This window comes from Micromonospora sp. NPDC092111, from assembly GCF_044755745.1.
Taxonomy (GTDB): domain Bacteria; phylum Actinomycetota; class Actinomycetes; order Mycobacteriales; family Micromonosporaceae; genus Micromonospora.
The window spans coordinates 68,142-82,932 of the sequence record NZ_JBIVRQ010000010.1; the positions used below are offsets into that span (position 1 = coordinate 68,142).

At 75.3% G+C, this 14,791-nt stretch carries 10 protein-coding genes; 5 read left to right on the top strand and 5 right to left on the bottom strand.

Going from position 1 to position 14,791, the window contains the following annotated elements:
- Window positions 1-79 precede the first annotated feature (79 nt).
- Together ACIQG9_RS19895 and ACIQG9_RS19900 are read left to right on the top strand one after the other, a co-directional pair.
- Complete coding sequence (locus ACIQG9_RS19895) at window positions 80-1,306, top strand: type VII secretion protein EccE (RefSeq protein WP_400404356.1); 1,227 nt, start codon at window positions 80-82, stop codon at window positions 1,304-1,306.
- Window positions 1,303-2,415, top strand: coding sequence for a hypothetical protein (locus ACIQG9_RS19900; protein WP_400404359.1), 1,113 nt, complete (start codon window positions 1,303-1,305; stop codon window positions 2,413-2,415). Before ACIQG9_RS19895 ends, ACIQG9_RS19900 begins: the two co-directional genes overlap by 4 nt.
- 81 nt (window positions 2,416-2,496) lie before the next feature.
- On the opposite strand, the gene ACIQG9_RS19905 is transcribed toward ACIQG9_RS19900, so the two are convergent.
- Together ACIQG9_RS19905 and eccCa are read right to left on the bottom strand one after the other, a co-directional pair.
- A complete protein-coding gene (locus ACIQG9_RS19905) occupies window positions 2,497-3,723 on the bottom strand; it encodes an epoxide hydrolase family protein (RefSeq protein ID WP_400404361.1) in 1,227 nt (408 codons plus the stop codon).
- 319 nt (window positions 3,724-4,042) lie between these two features.
- The gene (eccCa, locus tag ACIQG9_RS19910; protein WP_400404363.1) at window positions 4,043-7,990 is read right to left on the bottom strand and encodes a type VII secretion protein EccCa; all 3,948 of its coding nucleotides are present in this window, start codon (window positions 7,988-7,990) and stop codon (window positions 4,043-4,045) included.
- Window positions 7,991-8,205: 215 nt separating this feature from the next.
- Here eccCa and eccD point away from each other — a divergent pair, with 215 nt between their 5' ends.
- Together eccD and eccB are read left to right on the top strand one after the other, a co-directional pair.
- Entirely contained in the window at window positions 8,206-9,582 is a 1,377-nt protein-coding gene (eccD, locus tag ACIQG9_RS19915; RefSeq protein ID WP_400404366.1) for a type VII secretion integral membrane protein EccD, read from the top strand.
- A 6-nt stretch (window positions 9,583-9,588) separates the two neighbouring features.
- Entirely contained in the window at window positions 9,589-10,983 is a 1,395-nt protein-coding gene (gene eccB / locus ACIQG9_RS19920) for a type VII secretion protein EccB (RefSeq protein WP_400404369.1), read from the top strand.
- Window positions 10,984-11,001: 18 nt separating this feature from the next.
- Here eccB and ACIQG9_RS19925 read toward each other — a convergent pair whose 3' ends face one another.
- Genes ACIQG9_RS19925 through ACIQG9_RS19935 form a run of 3 tightly spaced genes read right to left on the bottom strand, consistent with a single transcriptional unit; the run spans window position 11,002 to window position 14,212 of the window.
- Window positions 11,002-12,285 carry a S8 family serine peptidase gene (locus tag ACIQG9_RS19925; protein ID WP_400404371.1) on the bottom strand — a complete coding sequence of 428 codons (1,284 nt, stop codon included), beginning with the start codon at window positions 12,283-12,285 and terminating at the stop codon, window positions 11,002-11,004.
- A complete protein-coding gene (locus ACIQG9_RS19930; protein ID WP_400404374.1) occupies window positions 12,285-13,253 on the bottom strand; it encodes an SMI1/KNR4 family protein in 969 nt (322 codons plus the stop codon). Before ACIQG9_RS19930 ends, ACIQG9_RS19925 begins: the two co-directional genes overlap by 1 nt.
- A complete protein-coding gene (locus ACIQG9_RS19935) occupies window positions 13,250-14,212 on the bottom strand; it encodes an SseB family protein (RefSeq protein WP_400404376.1) in 963 nt (320 codons plus the stop codon). The genes ACIQG9_RS19930 and ACIQG9_RS19935 overlap by 4 nt, the downstream gene beginning before the upstream one ends.
- Window positions 14,213-14,342: 130 nt before the next feature.
- Here ACIQG9_RS19935 and ACIQG9_RS19940 point away from each other — a divergent pair, with 130 nt between their 5' ends.
- Window positions 14,343-14,783, top strand: a complete 441-nt coding sequence (locus tag ACIQG9_RS19940) for a hypothetical protein (RefSeq protein WP_400404378.1) — start codon at window positions 14,343-14,345, stop codon at window positions 14,781-14,783.
- Window positions 14,784-14,791 lie beyond the last annotated feature (8 nt).

Consider the following 14,791-nt stretch of genomic DNA (forward strand, 5'->3'; position numbering starts at 1 on the left):
TGCCCCGAGTTCCTATGATGATGGCAGCCCGCCGTGGGTGGGCCACACAAGTCGATGCGTCTGGGGGTAGCAGCCGGAGATGACCGGAGCACCACGACCGGCACGCGCCGCACTCCGGCCGGACGACCCCGACGCCCGCCTGCACCTGGCGCCGCGCCGTCGGCCCGGTCGGATCGGCGAGCTGCACGTGCTGCAACTGCTCCTGCTGGAGGCGGTGCTGCTGGGCGTGCTCGCCAGTGGGCTGTTCGGGATGCCCGTCCTGGTGGTCGTCGCCGGGTGCGGCGTACTCCTGCTCACCGTGGTCTTCCTGCGCTCGCGGGGCCGCTGGTGGCTGGAGAAGCGGGCGCTGGCCCGGCACCACCGGCGGCGGGCCGCCGCGACGGTGCCGGTCGCCGCCGACCCGGGACTGGACGCTCTGCAACGGCTCGCCCCCGGCCTCTCCGTGGGCAACGTGGCGATGGCCGACGGGGCGCAGATCGGGGTGGCCCGCGACGACGCCGGCTGGTTCGCGGTGGCCGCCGTCGGCGCGTCCGGTCCGACCGGTGACGCGCCGGCGAGCCTGCCGCTCGACGTGCTGGCCGCCGCGCTCACCGAGTCCGGCCAGCAGGGCACCGTGCTCCAGGTGGTGACCACCACCGTCCCCGCCGGCGGGCCGGGTGACGACCCGGCCGCCCCGGCCCGGGAGTCCTACCGGCAACTGCTGGCGGGTTTCGGCGGCACGCCGGTCCCGGCCGGGCACGCGACCTGGGTGGCGGTCCGGCTGGACGCGCGGTCGCTGGCCGAGGCCGTCGGCGACTACGCGGTCGACCTGGGCATCGCCCCCTCGGTGGTGGCCGCGCTGGCCCGCCAGGTGGGCAAGTCGCTGCGCCGCAGCGGCGTCGACCACCGACTGCTGGACGCGCACGAGCTGCTCGCCGCCGTCGGCCGCTCCTGCGGCTTCGCCCCGGGCGGCCCGGAGCAGTCGCGCGAGGAGTGGTCGGCGTGGCACTGCGGCCCGCTGGCCCACCGGTCGTTCTGGATCCGCCGCTGGCCGCCGGTCGACCGGGCCGCGGCGATGCTCGGCTGGCTGGAGACCGTGCCGGCGTCGATGGTCACGGTGTCGCTGACGCTGGCCTCGAACGGTCCGGGCGAAGACCTCGACCTGCGGGGGCTGGTCCGGGTGACCGGGCCGGCGGAGCTGCTACCGCAGCTCTGCGGGCCGGCGGTCGACGGGGTACGGCAGGCGGGCGGGGAGCTCTTCCCGCTCGACGGAGAGCACGGCCCGGCGGTCTACGCGTCGGCGCCGACGGGGGGTGGCGCGGGATGACCGGACCGGGAGACGAGCGGCGGTCAGCGGTGCCGGCCACCTTTGGCGCGTCCCCCGGCAGCCCGGCCGGACCGTACCCCGAGGGACCGGCCGGCCCGGTCGGACCGTACCCCGAGGGGCCGGCCGCTGCCGGGGCGCGCCCTGCGGGGCCGGCCGCCTCGGCCGCCGCGCCACCGCCGGTCGCCGCGCCGCCGGTTACCGGGCCGGCCGTACCGGACGCGCCGACGCTGAGCGCGCCCCGGGCCCGGACCGACGCCGACGCCACCACCACGGCCACCGCCACCGCGCTGGCCACCGCCGAGCCGCTGACCCGGGCCCGTGCTCTGGCCAGCCCGCTGGCCGCCCCCGACAGTCACCCGCAGGGGCCACCCGGGCCGCCGGCCCGCACCCTCGGGCCCGAGGCCGCTCCCGGTCGCGGCGGACCGTCCGGTCGGCTGCCCCGGCTGCGGATCGGCACCCACGCGGTCTCCCCGGCGGCGCTCGCCCGGCTCGGCCCCACCCCGCACGCCGCCGGTCTGGTGCTCGGCGCGGACCGCCGCCGGGCCGCGGTGACGATTCGGCTGTTCCGCCCCGAACCCACCCGGGTCGCCCTGGTCGGTGGGGTGTGGGCGGGCCAGCTCATCGCCTTCCGGGCGTTGGCGCTCGGCGCCCGGGTCGTCGTGGTCACCGCCGACCCGAGCACCTGGGCCGGGTTCGGCCCGGCGGCGCTGGGCCGGGTCGGCGACCGGGTCGAGGTACGCGTCGACGGCCGCCCGATGGCGGCCACCGGCACCCCGCAGCAGCCCACCCTGGTCGTGCACGACCTTCCGCCCGGCGCGGCGGGGCCGGCGACCCTCGGGCCGTGGCAGACCGAGCTGACCGTGCTGCGGCGGCTCGACCCCGGCACCGCGCCGGCCCTGCGCGACGGCGACCTCTGCGTCCTGCAACGCCTCTCCGCCGCCGAGTCGGCGACGGCGCAACACGCGCTACGACTGCCCCCGGACAGCGGCCGGTTCCTCCAGGTGATGGCCGACGACATGCTCACCCTGGTCGGTGGCGGCGCGGACCGGCACCTGTGGATCAGCCAGACGGCGGTCGAGCAACACCTGCTGGGCACCCCTCGCCGGTGATCTCCCAGCCTGGGCACCGCCCGTCCCACCCACGCCGAGCCGGCTGAGACACCGGTCCGGCCCGGCGGCGGGCACGCTCAGCTAGCGAAGCGACCGGAAGGCGGTACGAAGCTCCTCGGAGAAGATCTTCGGCTGTTCCCAGGCCGCGAAGTGCCCGCCCTTGTCGAGCTTGTGGAAATAGATCAGGTTGGGGTACGCCTGCTCGGCCCAGCTCTGCGGGGCCTCGTAGAGCTCGTCGGGGAAGACGCTCACCGCGACCGGCACGGACACCCCCTTGGCGGCGAAGAAGGACAACTTGTTCTCCGCGTAGAGACGGGCCGCGGAGATCGCCGTGTTCGTCAGCCAGTACAGCGAGATGTTGTCCAGCACATCGTCGCGGGTGAGGCCCTCGGTGGCTCCGTCGAAGACCCGCGAGATCAGGTCCAGGCTGCGCGCGTCATGGTCGAGCAGGAAGGACGCCAGACCGACCGGGGAATCCGCCAACCCGGTCAGCGTCTGTGGGCGCGTCGCCATCATCAGGGCATAGGCAACGTGCTTCCAGACGTAGTCCAACTCCGTGGCCGCGCGCATCTCGTCGTCGGACAGACCCGAGGGCAGCGAACCCATGGCGTTGTTCGCTCCGGTCGTGTCGCCCTGGAACAGGTTGTCGATCTCGGGCGGGACCGCGCCGGCCATGTTGGTGTGGATGCCGAGCAGTTCCGGCGGCGCCTGCACGCCCATCTGGTCCACGATGACCGCGCCCCAGTCGCCGCCCTGCGCGACGAACCGCGAGTAGCCGAGACGCCTCATCAACTCGGTCCAGGCGGTCGCGATCTTTTGCGGGTTCCAGCCGGACCCGGTCGGCTTGCCCGAGAAGCCGTGGCCGGGCAACGACGGGATCACCAGGTGGAAGGCGTCAGCCGCGCGCGCACCGTGCGCCGTGGGATCGGTGAGCGGCTCGATGATCTTCATCTGCTCGATCACCGACCCGGGCCACCCGTGCGTGACGATGAGCGGCAGCGCGTCCTCGTGCGTCGAGCGGACGTGGATGAAGTGGATGTCCACCCCGTCGATGGTCGTCATGAACTGCGGTACGGCGTTCAGCCTCGCCTCGACCACGCGCCAGTCGTACTCCTCTTCCCAATAGCGCGCGACTGCCTGGATCGTCGCCAGCGGCACGCCCTGCGACTGGTCGTCGACAGTTTCCTTTTCCGGCCAGCGGGTCGCCGCGATGCGCCGGCGCAGGTCGGCGAGGTCCGCCTCGGGGATGTCCACCGAGAACGGCCGGATCTCCGTCGTGCCGGGACGCGACTTGGTCTTGACAGCCATGCGTGCTCCCTCTCTGTCCGAGTTCGCGCCTCGGGAGGTGGATCATGGGGTGACGGCACTGCCCGGCTCATCTGCCGGTTCGAGGCAGGCACGCCGCCGCCATGTCTCGGAGCCTAGAACGCCGTGGCCGGGGCTCGTGGCGATACGGGCAGCCCCGGCCCGGGACCGGCTTGGCAGGGAGCCCGCAGGAGCCTGGAACCGCCGAGCGGTGGCCGCTCACCCGACGGGTCCACGCGGGCCGGCAGTCGGCCTGCTGTCGCCGACAGCTCACCGGCTGAGACTCCGGCACCGCCGGCCGGGCCGGGCCAGGCCGGGCCAGCTAGCGGGGCGGCACCAGCGGAAGCTGCACGAGTTGGGCGCCGTGCCGGCGGGTGAAGAGCCAACCCCGGCCGGCCGGCAACCGCTGCGGCTTGATCGTGCCGAACAGCGCCCCCTCCTCCCGGGGCCCGGACATCATGATGCCCGGGGAGGCGAGTTCCCTGATCCGGCCGATCACCGGGTCGAACATCGCCCGCCCGGCACCGCCGATCCGCCGGGTCAGCACCAGGTGCAGGCCGATGTCCCGGGCCTGGGGCAGGAACTCCAGCAGCGGGGCCAGCGGGTTGACCGCCCCGCCGGCCACCAGGTCGTAGTCGTCGATCAGCAGGTAGAGCTCCGGGCCCTTCCACCAGCTACGGTCGCGTAGCTGCTCCGAGGTCACGTCGCGGCCGGGCAGCCGCTCCCTCATCACCGTGACGACCTGCTTGACCAGGTCGGCGGTGACCTGCTGCGAGGTGCCGTAGCCGATCAGGTGCTCGGTCTCCACCGCACCCAGCAGGCTGCGCCGGAAGTCGACCAGGATGACCCGCGCCTGCGCCGGGTCGTTGCCCTCGACGATGCTGCGGGCCAGCCCGCGCAGGAAGGTGCTCTTGCCGCACTCGATGTCGCCGAAGAGGAGCAGGTGCGGCTCGGCGGTGAAGTCGAGGCGTACGGGTTGCAGGTCGGTCTCGGCGATGCCGATCGGGATGACACCACCCTGCGCGGCGGGCAGCGCCTCGTAGGGCAGCTCGGCGGGGAGCAGCCGGACGGCCGGGGCACCCGCCGACGTCCAGTGCTGCTGGACCCGCTTCACCAGGTCGGCGAGCGCGTCCGGCAGGTCGTCCACCTCGGGCCGGCCGTCCAACCGGGGCAGGCCGGCGAGGAAGTGCAGGCCGTCCGGGGTCAGGCCGTGGCCGTGCTGCTCGGGCACGTTGACCGCGGCCCGCCGGTTGATCACCGAGTCGGCGGGCTCGCCCAGCCGCAGCTCGACCTTGGCACCGAACATGTCCCGCACCGCCGGCCGGACGTCCATCCAGCGGTTGGTCGCGGCCAGGATGTGGATGCCGTAGCCGAGACCCCGGTTGGCCAGCTCGGTGACCAGCGGCTCCAGGTCCTCGAACTCGGCCCGCAGCGTCGCCCAGCCGTCCACCACCAGGAAGACGTCGCCGAACGGGTCGTCCCGGAACCGGCCCTCCCGCCGGGCCCGCCGGTACGCCGCCGCGCCCTCCACCCCGTGCGTGGTGAACAGGGCGTCCCGGGCCTGCATCAGACCGTGCAGCTCGGCGATGGTGCGCCGGACCTTGTCCACCTCCCGCCGGGTGGCCACCCCGCCCACGTGCGGCAGGCCGCTCAGCGCGGCCAGCGTGCCGCCGCCGAAGTCGAGGCAGTAGAACTGCGCCTCGCGCGGGGTGTTGCCCAACGCCACGCTGGTCACCAGCGTGCGCAGCAGATTGCTCTTGCCGGTCTGCGGGGCCCCCACCACCATCACGTTGCCGGCCGCCCCGGCGAGGTCCAGCCAGAGCGGGTCGCGGCGCTGCTCCAGCGGCTTGTCCACGATGCCGGCCACGCCGTGCAGCGCGCCCTGGCGGTCCTCGGCGGCCACCGTCAGGCCGCGCTGCGGGACCACCACCACCGGCGGCAGGAGCGCGTCGAGGGTGGGCGGCTCCTCCAGCGGCGGCAGCCAGACCTGGTGGGCCGCCGGTCCCCGCCCCTCCATCCGGGCCACCAGCACGTCGAGCAGGCTCTCCCCGACGTGCTCCTCGACCGGCGCCTCCACCGGCTCGTCCGGCTCCTCGTCGGTGGCGAGCGGGGCGTACTCCGTGGTGTAGTCGCGGACCGGGTCGATCTGCCGGCCACCGACGGTCGGCACCCCGCCGTGCTGGCGGACCGCCCCGGAGACGTAGGCGGCCCGGAACCGGATCAGCCCCTCGGTGCCGGCCTTCAGGTAGCCGTGACCGGGCGAGCGGGGCAGCTCGTACGCGTCGGCCACCCCGAGCACCGCGCGGCTCTCCATCGAGGAGAAGGTCCGCAGACCGAGCCGGTACGACAGGTGCGTCTCCAGGCCGCGCAGCCGCCCCTCCTCCAGCCGCTGCGAGGCGAGCAGCAGGTGCATGCCGAGCGACCGGCCCACCCGGCCGATCTGGACGAACATGTCGATGAAGTCCGGGCGGGCGCTGAGCAGCTCGCTGAACTCGTCGACCACGATCAGCAGGCTGGGCAGCGGGGCGAGCGGCACCCCGGCGGCCCGGGCCCGCTCGTAGTCCCGCTGGGAGGCGTAGTTGCCGGCCCGGCGCAGCAGCTCCTGCCGGCGGGTGATCTCGCCCTGGATCGCACCGAGCATCCGGTCCACCAGGAACAGCTCGTCGGCCAGGTTGGTGATGACGGCGCTGGTGTGCGGCAGCCGGTCCAGCGCGGCGAAGGTCGCGCCGCCCTTGAAGTCGACCAGCACCAGGTTGAGGATCTCCGGGCTGTGCGTGACGGTCAACGCCAGCACCAGGGTGCGCAGCAGCTCGCTCTTGCCGGAACCGGTCGCGCCGACCAGCAGCCCGTGCGGGCCCATGCCCTCCTGGGCGGACTCCTTCAGGTCCAGCTCGATCGGCCGGCCGCTCTCGTTGACCCCGATCGGCACCCGTAGCCGGCTGCGGTTGGGCCGGCTCATCCAGGCGTCGGTCAGGTCCAGCTCGTACGGGTCGCCGAGGCCGAGCAGGTCGGCCAGGCCCAGGTCGGTGGCGACGGCCGGCTGGTCGGCGTACGAGGCGGCGGAGAGCCGCAGCGGGGACAGCTCCCGGGCCAGCACCTCGGCCCGCGCCGGGTCCAGCGTGTCGGCCCGGCCGACCCGGGTGGTGCCGTCCATCGTGGTGCCGGAGATGGTGCCGTCGTCGGCCACGTCCAGCACCACCGACGTCTCGTCGAGCAGCCGGGGCGGCCGGCCGGTCAGGTCGAGCAGGGTCACCCCGGCGACCCCACCCTCGGTCATCAGGTGGTCGGACCCGGCGACCTGGCCGCCGTCCACCACCACCAGCACGTACGGCGTGGCCGACGAGGTGGCCGCCGGGTCGAAGCGCGGCCGGTTGGCCAGCACGTCGACGAGCATCGCCTCCAGCGCCACCACGGTCGGCGCGAAGAGCCGGATCGGCCCGACCGCGTCGAGCTTCGACGGGTGCTGGGCGTGCGGCAGCCACTTCGCCCACTCCCACTGCGCCCGGCGGTCCTCGGCGACGCAGAGCGCGACCAGCACGTCGTCCGGGGCGTGGAAGGTGGTCATCTGGGCCACCACCGCGCGGACCAGCCCCCGCACGGCGTCCCCGTCGCCGCGCAGGTGGACGTGGGAGAAGTCGCGCAGCGCGATCGCCACCGGCAGGTCCGGCACCACGGAGTAGGTCGAGACGAACCGGCGCAGCGCCAGCGCGCAGAGCGGCTCCAGCTCGTCCACCGGGCGGGTCTGCGGCGGGATCAGCGGGGTCGCCACCTCCTGCGGGCCGAGCCCGATCCGGACCACACTGAAGTCGGCGTCGCCCCGACGCCGCTCCCAGAGCCGGCCACTGGTCACCGTGGACCAGAGCGAGTCCGGGTCGGGGTGCCGGTAGTGGATGGCCTCCCGCTGTTGGCGGATCGTCGTCCGGACCTGGGCCCGGAGCTGGGCGAGGCGGCGCATGTACTGCCGGCGGGACTCGACCATCTCGCGCTTGCCCGGACCGGACTGGTTGACCACCATCACGGCGATCATGCCCAGGATGGAGACCCCGTACATGCCACCGACCACATAGGTCATCACCCCACCGCGCTGCATGCCCATCATCAGGCCCATCGCGGCGGCGCCGGCCGCCATCGGCAGGATCATCAGCATCCGGGTCCAGCCCCGGCCGCCCGCCGCCGGCACCTCCGGGGGCGGATCGAGGAGCACCTCACCGGACGGCAGCGAGGGCGCCGGCCGACGGGGTGGACGCTTGACGACCACCAACGACGACATCTGCCCCGCTCCTCCCACCACATCGGTCAACGGCGACGCAATCCTATCGACCGGCCGCCCCTGGCAGGGACCGCCGCCCGCCGCCGGACGGCCACCCGGCGAGCGGTACCGCCGTGCTACGTTGACCGCCGCGGAGGCCTCGGAGCGACCGCGCAGACGCATGGCACGGGGAGGTGACCAGCGTGACGGCCCCGGGCGGTCTCAGTCTGGCCAGGGTGACGATCGCCGCTCCCAAGCGGCGGATGGACGTGGCGTTGCCCAACGGCATGCTCGTCGGGGAACTGCTGCCGCACCTGCTCCGGCACGCCGGGGAGGACCTCGGCGACGTCGGCGAGCAGCAGGGCGGCTGGGTGCTGCGCCGGGCCACCGGCACGCTGCTCGAAGCCACCCGGAACCTCGCCGTGCAGGGGGTCCGCGACGGCGAACTGCTGCACCTGACGCCGGGCCGGGACGAGTGGCCCGAGCTGGCGTACGACGACGTGGTCGAGGTGATCGCCAGCGGTGCCCGCCGGACCGGCCGGTCCTGGGGCGACGAGGCGACCCGCCGATGTGGACTGGCGGTGACCGCCGCGCTGTTCGGGCTCGGGTTGGTCGCGGTGCTCGCGGTCGGCTCGCCCTGGCGTACCCCGGGTCTGCTGGCGCTGGGGATCGCGGCGCTGCTCGCGGTCGCCGGGCCGGTGCTGTCGCGGGCCGTGCCCGACGCCACCGCGGGCGCGGTGGTGGCCGCCGCCGGCCTGCCCTACGCCTTCCTCGGCGGGGCGCTCCTCGCAGCCCCGGACGGGGCCACGGTCACCGACCTCGGCGCACCGAGCCTGCTGCTGGGCTCGGCCGCGCTGCTGGTGTTCGGCATCGTCGGCTACGCGGCGGTGGCCGGCGTGCAGCGGCTCTTCATGGCCGGGCTGGCCGCCGGCCTCACCGGGCTGCTGGCGGCGCTGCTCTGCTACGGCGGGGTCTCCCCGGCGGGCGCGGCGGCGGCGACCCTGACCACGGTCATCGGGCTGCTGCCCGGCTATCCGCTGATCGCCGGCTGGCTGGGCAAGCTGCCGGTGCCGGAGCTGCCGGACCGGCCGGAGGAGATCCTCAAGGACCGGCCGGTGCCCGAGCGGGCGAAGGTCTTCGTGACCGTGGCCCGGGCCACCGAACTGCTCACCGGCATGCTGCTGTCGGCGTCGTTCTGCGGCGCGCTGGCGATCGCCTTCCTGCTGACCGAGGACCACACCCCGGCCGGCGCGCTGCTGGCCCTCTGCGGGTCCGGCGCGCTGCTGCTGCGCGGCCGGCTCTTCCCGACCGCCGGGCAGCGGGTGCCGCTGCTGGTGAGCGGCCTGGTCGGGCTGGCGTCGCTGGCCGTGGCCGGCCTGCTCGCCACCGCGCCGGGCGGCGGGCGGATCCTAGTCCTGCTCGGCGTGGTCGCCGCGGCGGTGCTGACGCTGGTCGCCGGGCTGCTCTACAGCCGCCGCCGGCCGTCGCCCTACCTGGGCCGGGCCGCCGACCTCGCCGACGTGATCGCCATCATGGCGCTGATCCCGCTGGCCTGCGCGGTGATCGGCCTGTTCGGGGCGATCCGGGGAATGTTCGCCTCGATCGGCGGGTGACACGAGATGACGACCCGGCGGGACCAGCTCCAGTCGTACCAGTTCATGACCCAGCGGGTGATGTCCGCGTTCGTCATGCGGGAGACCGACCCGCAGCAGTCGCCGCTGCGGCGCGGGGTGGGGGCGCTGTTCGGCGGCCTGATGGTCGCCGTCCTGGTGGCCGCCGGGGTGGGCATCTACGGGCTGCTGACCAAGGTCGGCGGCGACAGTTGGCGCAAGCCCGGCTCGGTGGTGGTCGAGAAGGAGAGCGGCGCGACCTACATCTACCTGGACGGCCGGCTGCACCCGACGCTCAACTACACCTCCGCGCTGCTGGCCGCCGGCCGTCCCGGCACCCCGGTGGTACGGGTGTCCAGCAGCACCCTCAGCTCGGTGCCCCGGGGGGTGACGATGGGCATCCTGAACGCCCCCGACTCGTTGCCGGCGGCGAACCGGCGGGCCGGCCTGCCGTGGACGGTCTGCTCCGCCCCGACCGTCGACGACACCGGGCGCACGATCAACACGGTGACCCTCGGCCTCGCCGCCGGCCCGTCCGGGGCGCGTGGGATCGGCGACGACGGGCTCCTGGTCAAGGACGCCTCGCTGGGCATGAACTATCTGGTCTGGCACGGCCGGCGGCACCTGGTGCAGGGCTCCCGGGTGGTCGTCCCCGCCCTGTTCGGGGCCGTCACCCCGGCCCCCGTGGGCACCGCCTGGCTGAACGCGCTGCCGGCCGGCGTCGACCTCGCCGCCCTGCCCGTCCCCGACCGGGGCGACCAGTCCCGGGAGGTGCCGGGCCGGCGCAACGGCGACGTGCTGGTCACCCAGACCGCCTCCGGGCCGCAGCACTACCTGGTGCTCGCCGACGGGGTCGCCCCGATCACCCCGGTGCAGCAGGCCATCCAGGTGGGCCAGTCGGGGCGGCAGCCGGCGCAGGTGGCCCTCTCCGACGTGACCTCGGTGCCGAGGAGCCAGCAGGTGCCCCGCCCACCGGACCGGGGGCAGCCGCCCGCCACCCCGCCGAAACTGGTCAGCCCGGAGCCGGGCCAGCAGGTCTGCGCCGCCACCCGGGATGCCGGCACGCCGCCCGAGCTGACCGTCGGCGGCACCCTTCCCGGCGCGGACCGGGCCGCACCGACCGGGTCCGTCTCGCCGGACGGCATCCCGCTCGCGGACCGGATCGCGGCCCCCGCCGGGCGGGTCACCGTGCTGAAGCTGATCGGCAGCCCCGGGTCGTACAGCATCGTCACCGACCTGGGCATCCGTTACCCGGTGCCGTCCGCCGACGCGCTGAGCCTGCTCGGCTACCCGGCGGACCGGGCGCTGGCGGTACCGCCCAGCCTGACCATGCTGATCCCGACCGGCCCCACCCTGGACCCCCGGGTCGCGGTCCGGCCCGCGCCGGTCACCGCCGGCGGCTGACCGCCCCGGGCGTGCGGCTCAGCGGCCGGTACCGGGCTCGTCGAAGAGCTGCACCGGCGGTCCCGGCTCGGCCGGATCGGCCGGCCGGGTGGGCCGGGGCGCGACGGCCGCCCGCCAACGCCGCCGCCGGGCCCGGGGCAGGGTCACCGCGACGGCACCCACCACGAGGACGGCCACCAGCGCGATCAGGGCACCGGTCAGCGCGATCCGCCGGCTCCGTGCCACCGCCGGGTCGGGCCGGTCGACGGCCGGCCGGAAACCGGGCAGCGGCGCCGGCCGGGCGTCCGGCAGCAACTGGTCGTTGACCGCCCCGTACGGGTTGACCGTGCCGTGCCCGTACTCGGCGCGGTCGGCGCCGGGCACCGCCGTCACGGTCAACAGCCGGACCAGTTCGCCGCGGGGCGTACCGGACCGCTTGGCCAGGGTCAACGCGACCGAACCGGCGACGAGACCGCAGGCCAGCGCGGTGCCGTCGGCGGCCTCGACCAGCCCCCCGCCGCGCTGCGTGGTGGTCACGCCGACGCCCGGCGCGACCAGGTCCAGGTACGGCCCGTACTGCGACTTCGACCAGCGTCGCCCGTCCGGGCCGATCGCCCCGACGGCGACCACCTCCGGGTAGCCGGCCGGGTAGGACGCCGGGTTGCCGTCGTCGCCCCGGTCGCCGCTGGCGGCCACCACCACCGCCCCCCGGTCGACGGCCCTGCGCACGGCGGCACGCAACACCTCGCTGTCCCGGTCGACGGCGACGGTGACCGCGACCACCCGGGCCCCCCGGTCGACCGCCCCGGTGATGCCCCGGGCCAGCACGCGGGGATCGACCGGCGCGTCCCCGAAGGCCCGGTCGTCGACCACCCGCACCGGCAGGACCCTGGCGCTGGGCGCGAGCCCCGCGAACGGCGACCCGCCGGCCTGCCGGGCGACGACCAGCCCGGCCACCCGGGTGCCCTGTCCGGTGCAGTCGGTGTCGGCCGGGCCGCTGCCCCGGACGGCGTCGAAGCCGGGCTCGACCCGACCCCGCAGTTGCGGGTGGTCACCGTCCACCCCGGACCCGAGCACCGCGACGGTCACCCCGGAGCCCTGGCTGAACGGCCACACCTGCTCCGGGGCGAGCACCTGCTGTGCCCAGGACGGCGCGGTGACCTGCCCGCCGGCCGGCGCGCAGTCGGGGGCCGCCGACGCCGGTGTCGCCGGACCGACCAGGACGGTGGCGGCCACACCGGCGGCGGCCGTGCCCGCCAGCCGACGCCACCGCGCTCGTGCCGTACCCCGGATCGTCATCGCGTCCCGCACCTCCGTCGTCATCACCGGACCGCCCGGCGCGCGGCCGGCAGCGCCGACCCGGTCCGCTCGTCGTCGCACCGGGTGGCCCGCCCCTCGGCCACCGCGCCGACGGCGAGGTCCCGCAGCGGGCCGGGGACCGCCCGCAGGGCGTGCCAGAACGCGCCGAAGCTGTCCGCGCAACGGTGCAGCAGCCGGCCGCAGATGTCGGCGGGGGTGTCGTCGTCCCGGGCCCGGGGGTCGTCGTCGTCCCAGTACCAGACCGAGCCCTCGTCGCCGCCGCCGACGCGGACGGCGAGCAGCCCGCCCTGCACCTGCCCGACCGCCAGGAAGTCGCTGGTGAGCCGGTCGGTGAGCCAGGCGTTGGCGTGGCAGAGATCCTGCATCCAGTCGGCCCGGGCCGCGCCGAAGAACGGCTGGTCGACCACGAAGCCGAAGCGGGGGTGCACGGCCGGCCAGGCCGGCCAGCCACCGTTGGTGCGGGCCAGGAAGTCCCGGTAGCCGGCCGGGAGCGGAAGACCGAGCCGCTGCTCGATCCGGGCGACCGCGTCCGGGGCGAGCCGTTCGGCGAAGCGCAGCGGCGGCGGCTCGGTGCTGTCCACCGGCAGCCCGCGCCGGCGGGGGTCGGCGTCGCCGGTGCTCACCCCGCCCAGGTGCCGCGACGCCGCGTGCAGCTCCGCCGGGACCAGCGCGACCCGCCGGGTCCGGGCCAGGTGCGCCCAGGTCCAACCCGCCGGGGTACGCCCCACCGGGTCCGGGTCGGCCGGGTCGGGCCAGGCCAGGTTGGCGGTGAGGACGGCCAGCACCCGGGCGGCGTCCACCCCGATCCCCGGCGGCAGCGGCGGCAGCTCGACGACCACCCGCGCGTACGGCGTCCAGTCGGGGAACCCGTGCGGGTCGACGACCACCCCCTGCCGGTAGCGGATCCGCAGCATCGGCGAGACCGGGTGGACCACCCCGAACGCGTGCCGGGCCCCGGCGATCGCGCTCACCGGGGCCATCCGTCCGGGCCGGTGCCGGTGTCCGGGCCGGTGCCGGCGTCCCCGTCGGGGGCCGGCCAGAGCAGGAGGAACGGGACCTGGTCGGCGGGGAGCGTGATGCCGGCCGGCGAGTCCGGGTCGACGGCCAGACCGTGCCCCTGCGGCCAGACGGTGAGCAGCGAGACCAGCGTCGCCCGCAGGCTGGGCGTGCCGTCCGGATAGGCGCGGGCGAACCGCTCCGGGGAGGTGAACACCTCGACCAGCGGCGCCTCCGGCGGGCCCACGGAACGCCACGGGAAGTCCAGGTCGACCAGCCGGGCCGGGTCGTCCACCGGGCGGGCGGTGGGCAGCACCACCACGGCGTCGAGCAGCGCGTCCACGTACCCGGTGGGGTCCTGGCGCTCGGCCGCGTCGCGCAGCAGCTCGGCGGTGTCCGGTTCGCCGGCCGGCGCGGCACCGGGCCGGGCCATCGCGGCGGCGAACTCGGCCGCCAGGTCGCCGTCGTCGCCGTCCGCGCCGGCCCCGGCGATCTCGTCGTCGGCCGCCGCCTCGGCGATCTCGGCGAGGATCTCCGCCCCGGCGGGTACGGACAGCTCGCCGTCCGCCGCGGCCTGGACCGCCTCCACCGGCAGGTACGCGTCCAGCGGGGTGCCCGGGTTGACCGCCAGCCGCCAACCGGCGACCGGCCAGCGCTCGCGCAGCTCGGCGTAGCCGGTGACGGTGTACGCGTCGGCCACCCCGGCGACCCGGGGGGCCATCGTCTCCACCGAGGTGAAGACCGGCAGGAAGGGCTGCCCGAAGAGGTCCATGGTGACGAAGCGCTGGCTGCCGTCGTCGCCGTCGTCGCGGAGCTGCGGCAGGTACAACTCGGCTCGGGTGAGGATCCGGAAGAACCCGGTGCGGTCGTCGTCCCGCGCCGCGCGCAGCAACGCCCGTTCGGTGTCGTTGGCCGGCTGCCACGACTCGTCCACGACGGGTCTCCTCCCCTGCGCAGTACCGGACCTGAGCCTAGCGATCCCACGCCGACCGGCGGGACCCGCCGGTGGGGCACGCTAGGCTACGGACCGGTCGCCGTCCGCCGACGTCCCCTGAGGAGGATCCATGCGACGTGCCGTCGTGACGGCCGCTCTGGCCGCGACCCTGGTCGGCTGCTCCCCCGACATCCCCGTCGTGGAGCAGCAGCCGGTGCGCTACGACGTCACCCTGGAGCTGTACCAGCAGGGCGGCGTCGGGCTGTTCGAGATGGACGTCACCTGGGGCCACAGTGCCGACCCGTCACAGAAGGAACACCTCGTCGTGCCGGCCTGGAAGAAGGAGCTGACGGTGTCCTGGCCGGACGAGTCGAGCGTCTACGTCACCGGGGTGGCCCAGCCGAAGCCCGGGGTCGACCACGGGATGGCGTACCTGAACGGCACACCGAAGGTGCGCTGCGTGCTCAAGCTCAACGGCCAGGTGGTCCGGGACATCACCGACGTGGTCCCGCAGTGCGACTACAACCTCAACGGCAGTCCACCGCCCGCGCCGAGCGGCAGCCAGGGCTGACCCGGCCG

Bases quoted from the DNA above. Each gene is read 5' to 3' on its own strand.
- ACIQG9_RS19940 (WP_400404378.1), top strand. From the start codon at position 14,343: ATGCGACGTGCCGTCGTGACGGCCGCTCTGGCCGCGACCCTGGTCGGC.
- eccB (WP_400404369.1), top strand. From the start codon at position 9,589: ATGACGACCCGGCGGGACCAGCTCCAGTCGTACCAGTTCATGACCCAG.
- ACIQG9_RS19925 (WP_400404371.1), bottom strand. From the start codon at position 12,285: ATGACGACGGAGGTGCGGGACGCGATGACGATCCGGGGTACGGCACGA.
- ACIQG9_RS19905 (WP_400404361.1), bottom strand. From the start codon at position 3,723: ATGGCTGTCAAGACCAAGTCGCGTCCCGGCACGACGGAGATCCGGCCG.
- eccCa (WP_400404363.1), bottom strand. From the start codon at position 7,990: ATGTCGTCGTTGGTGGTCGTCAAGCGTCCACCCCGTCGGCCGGCGCCC.
- ACIQG9_RS19895 (WP_400404356.1), top strand. From the start codon at position 80: ATGACCGGAGCACCACGACCGGCACGCGCCGCACTCCGGCCGGACGAC.
- ACIQG9_RS19900 (WP_400404359.1), top strand. From the start codon at position 1,303: ATGACCGGACCGGGAGACGAGCGGCGGTCAGCGGTGCCGGCCACCTTT.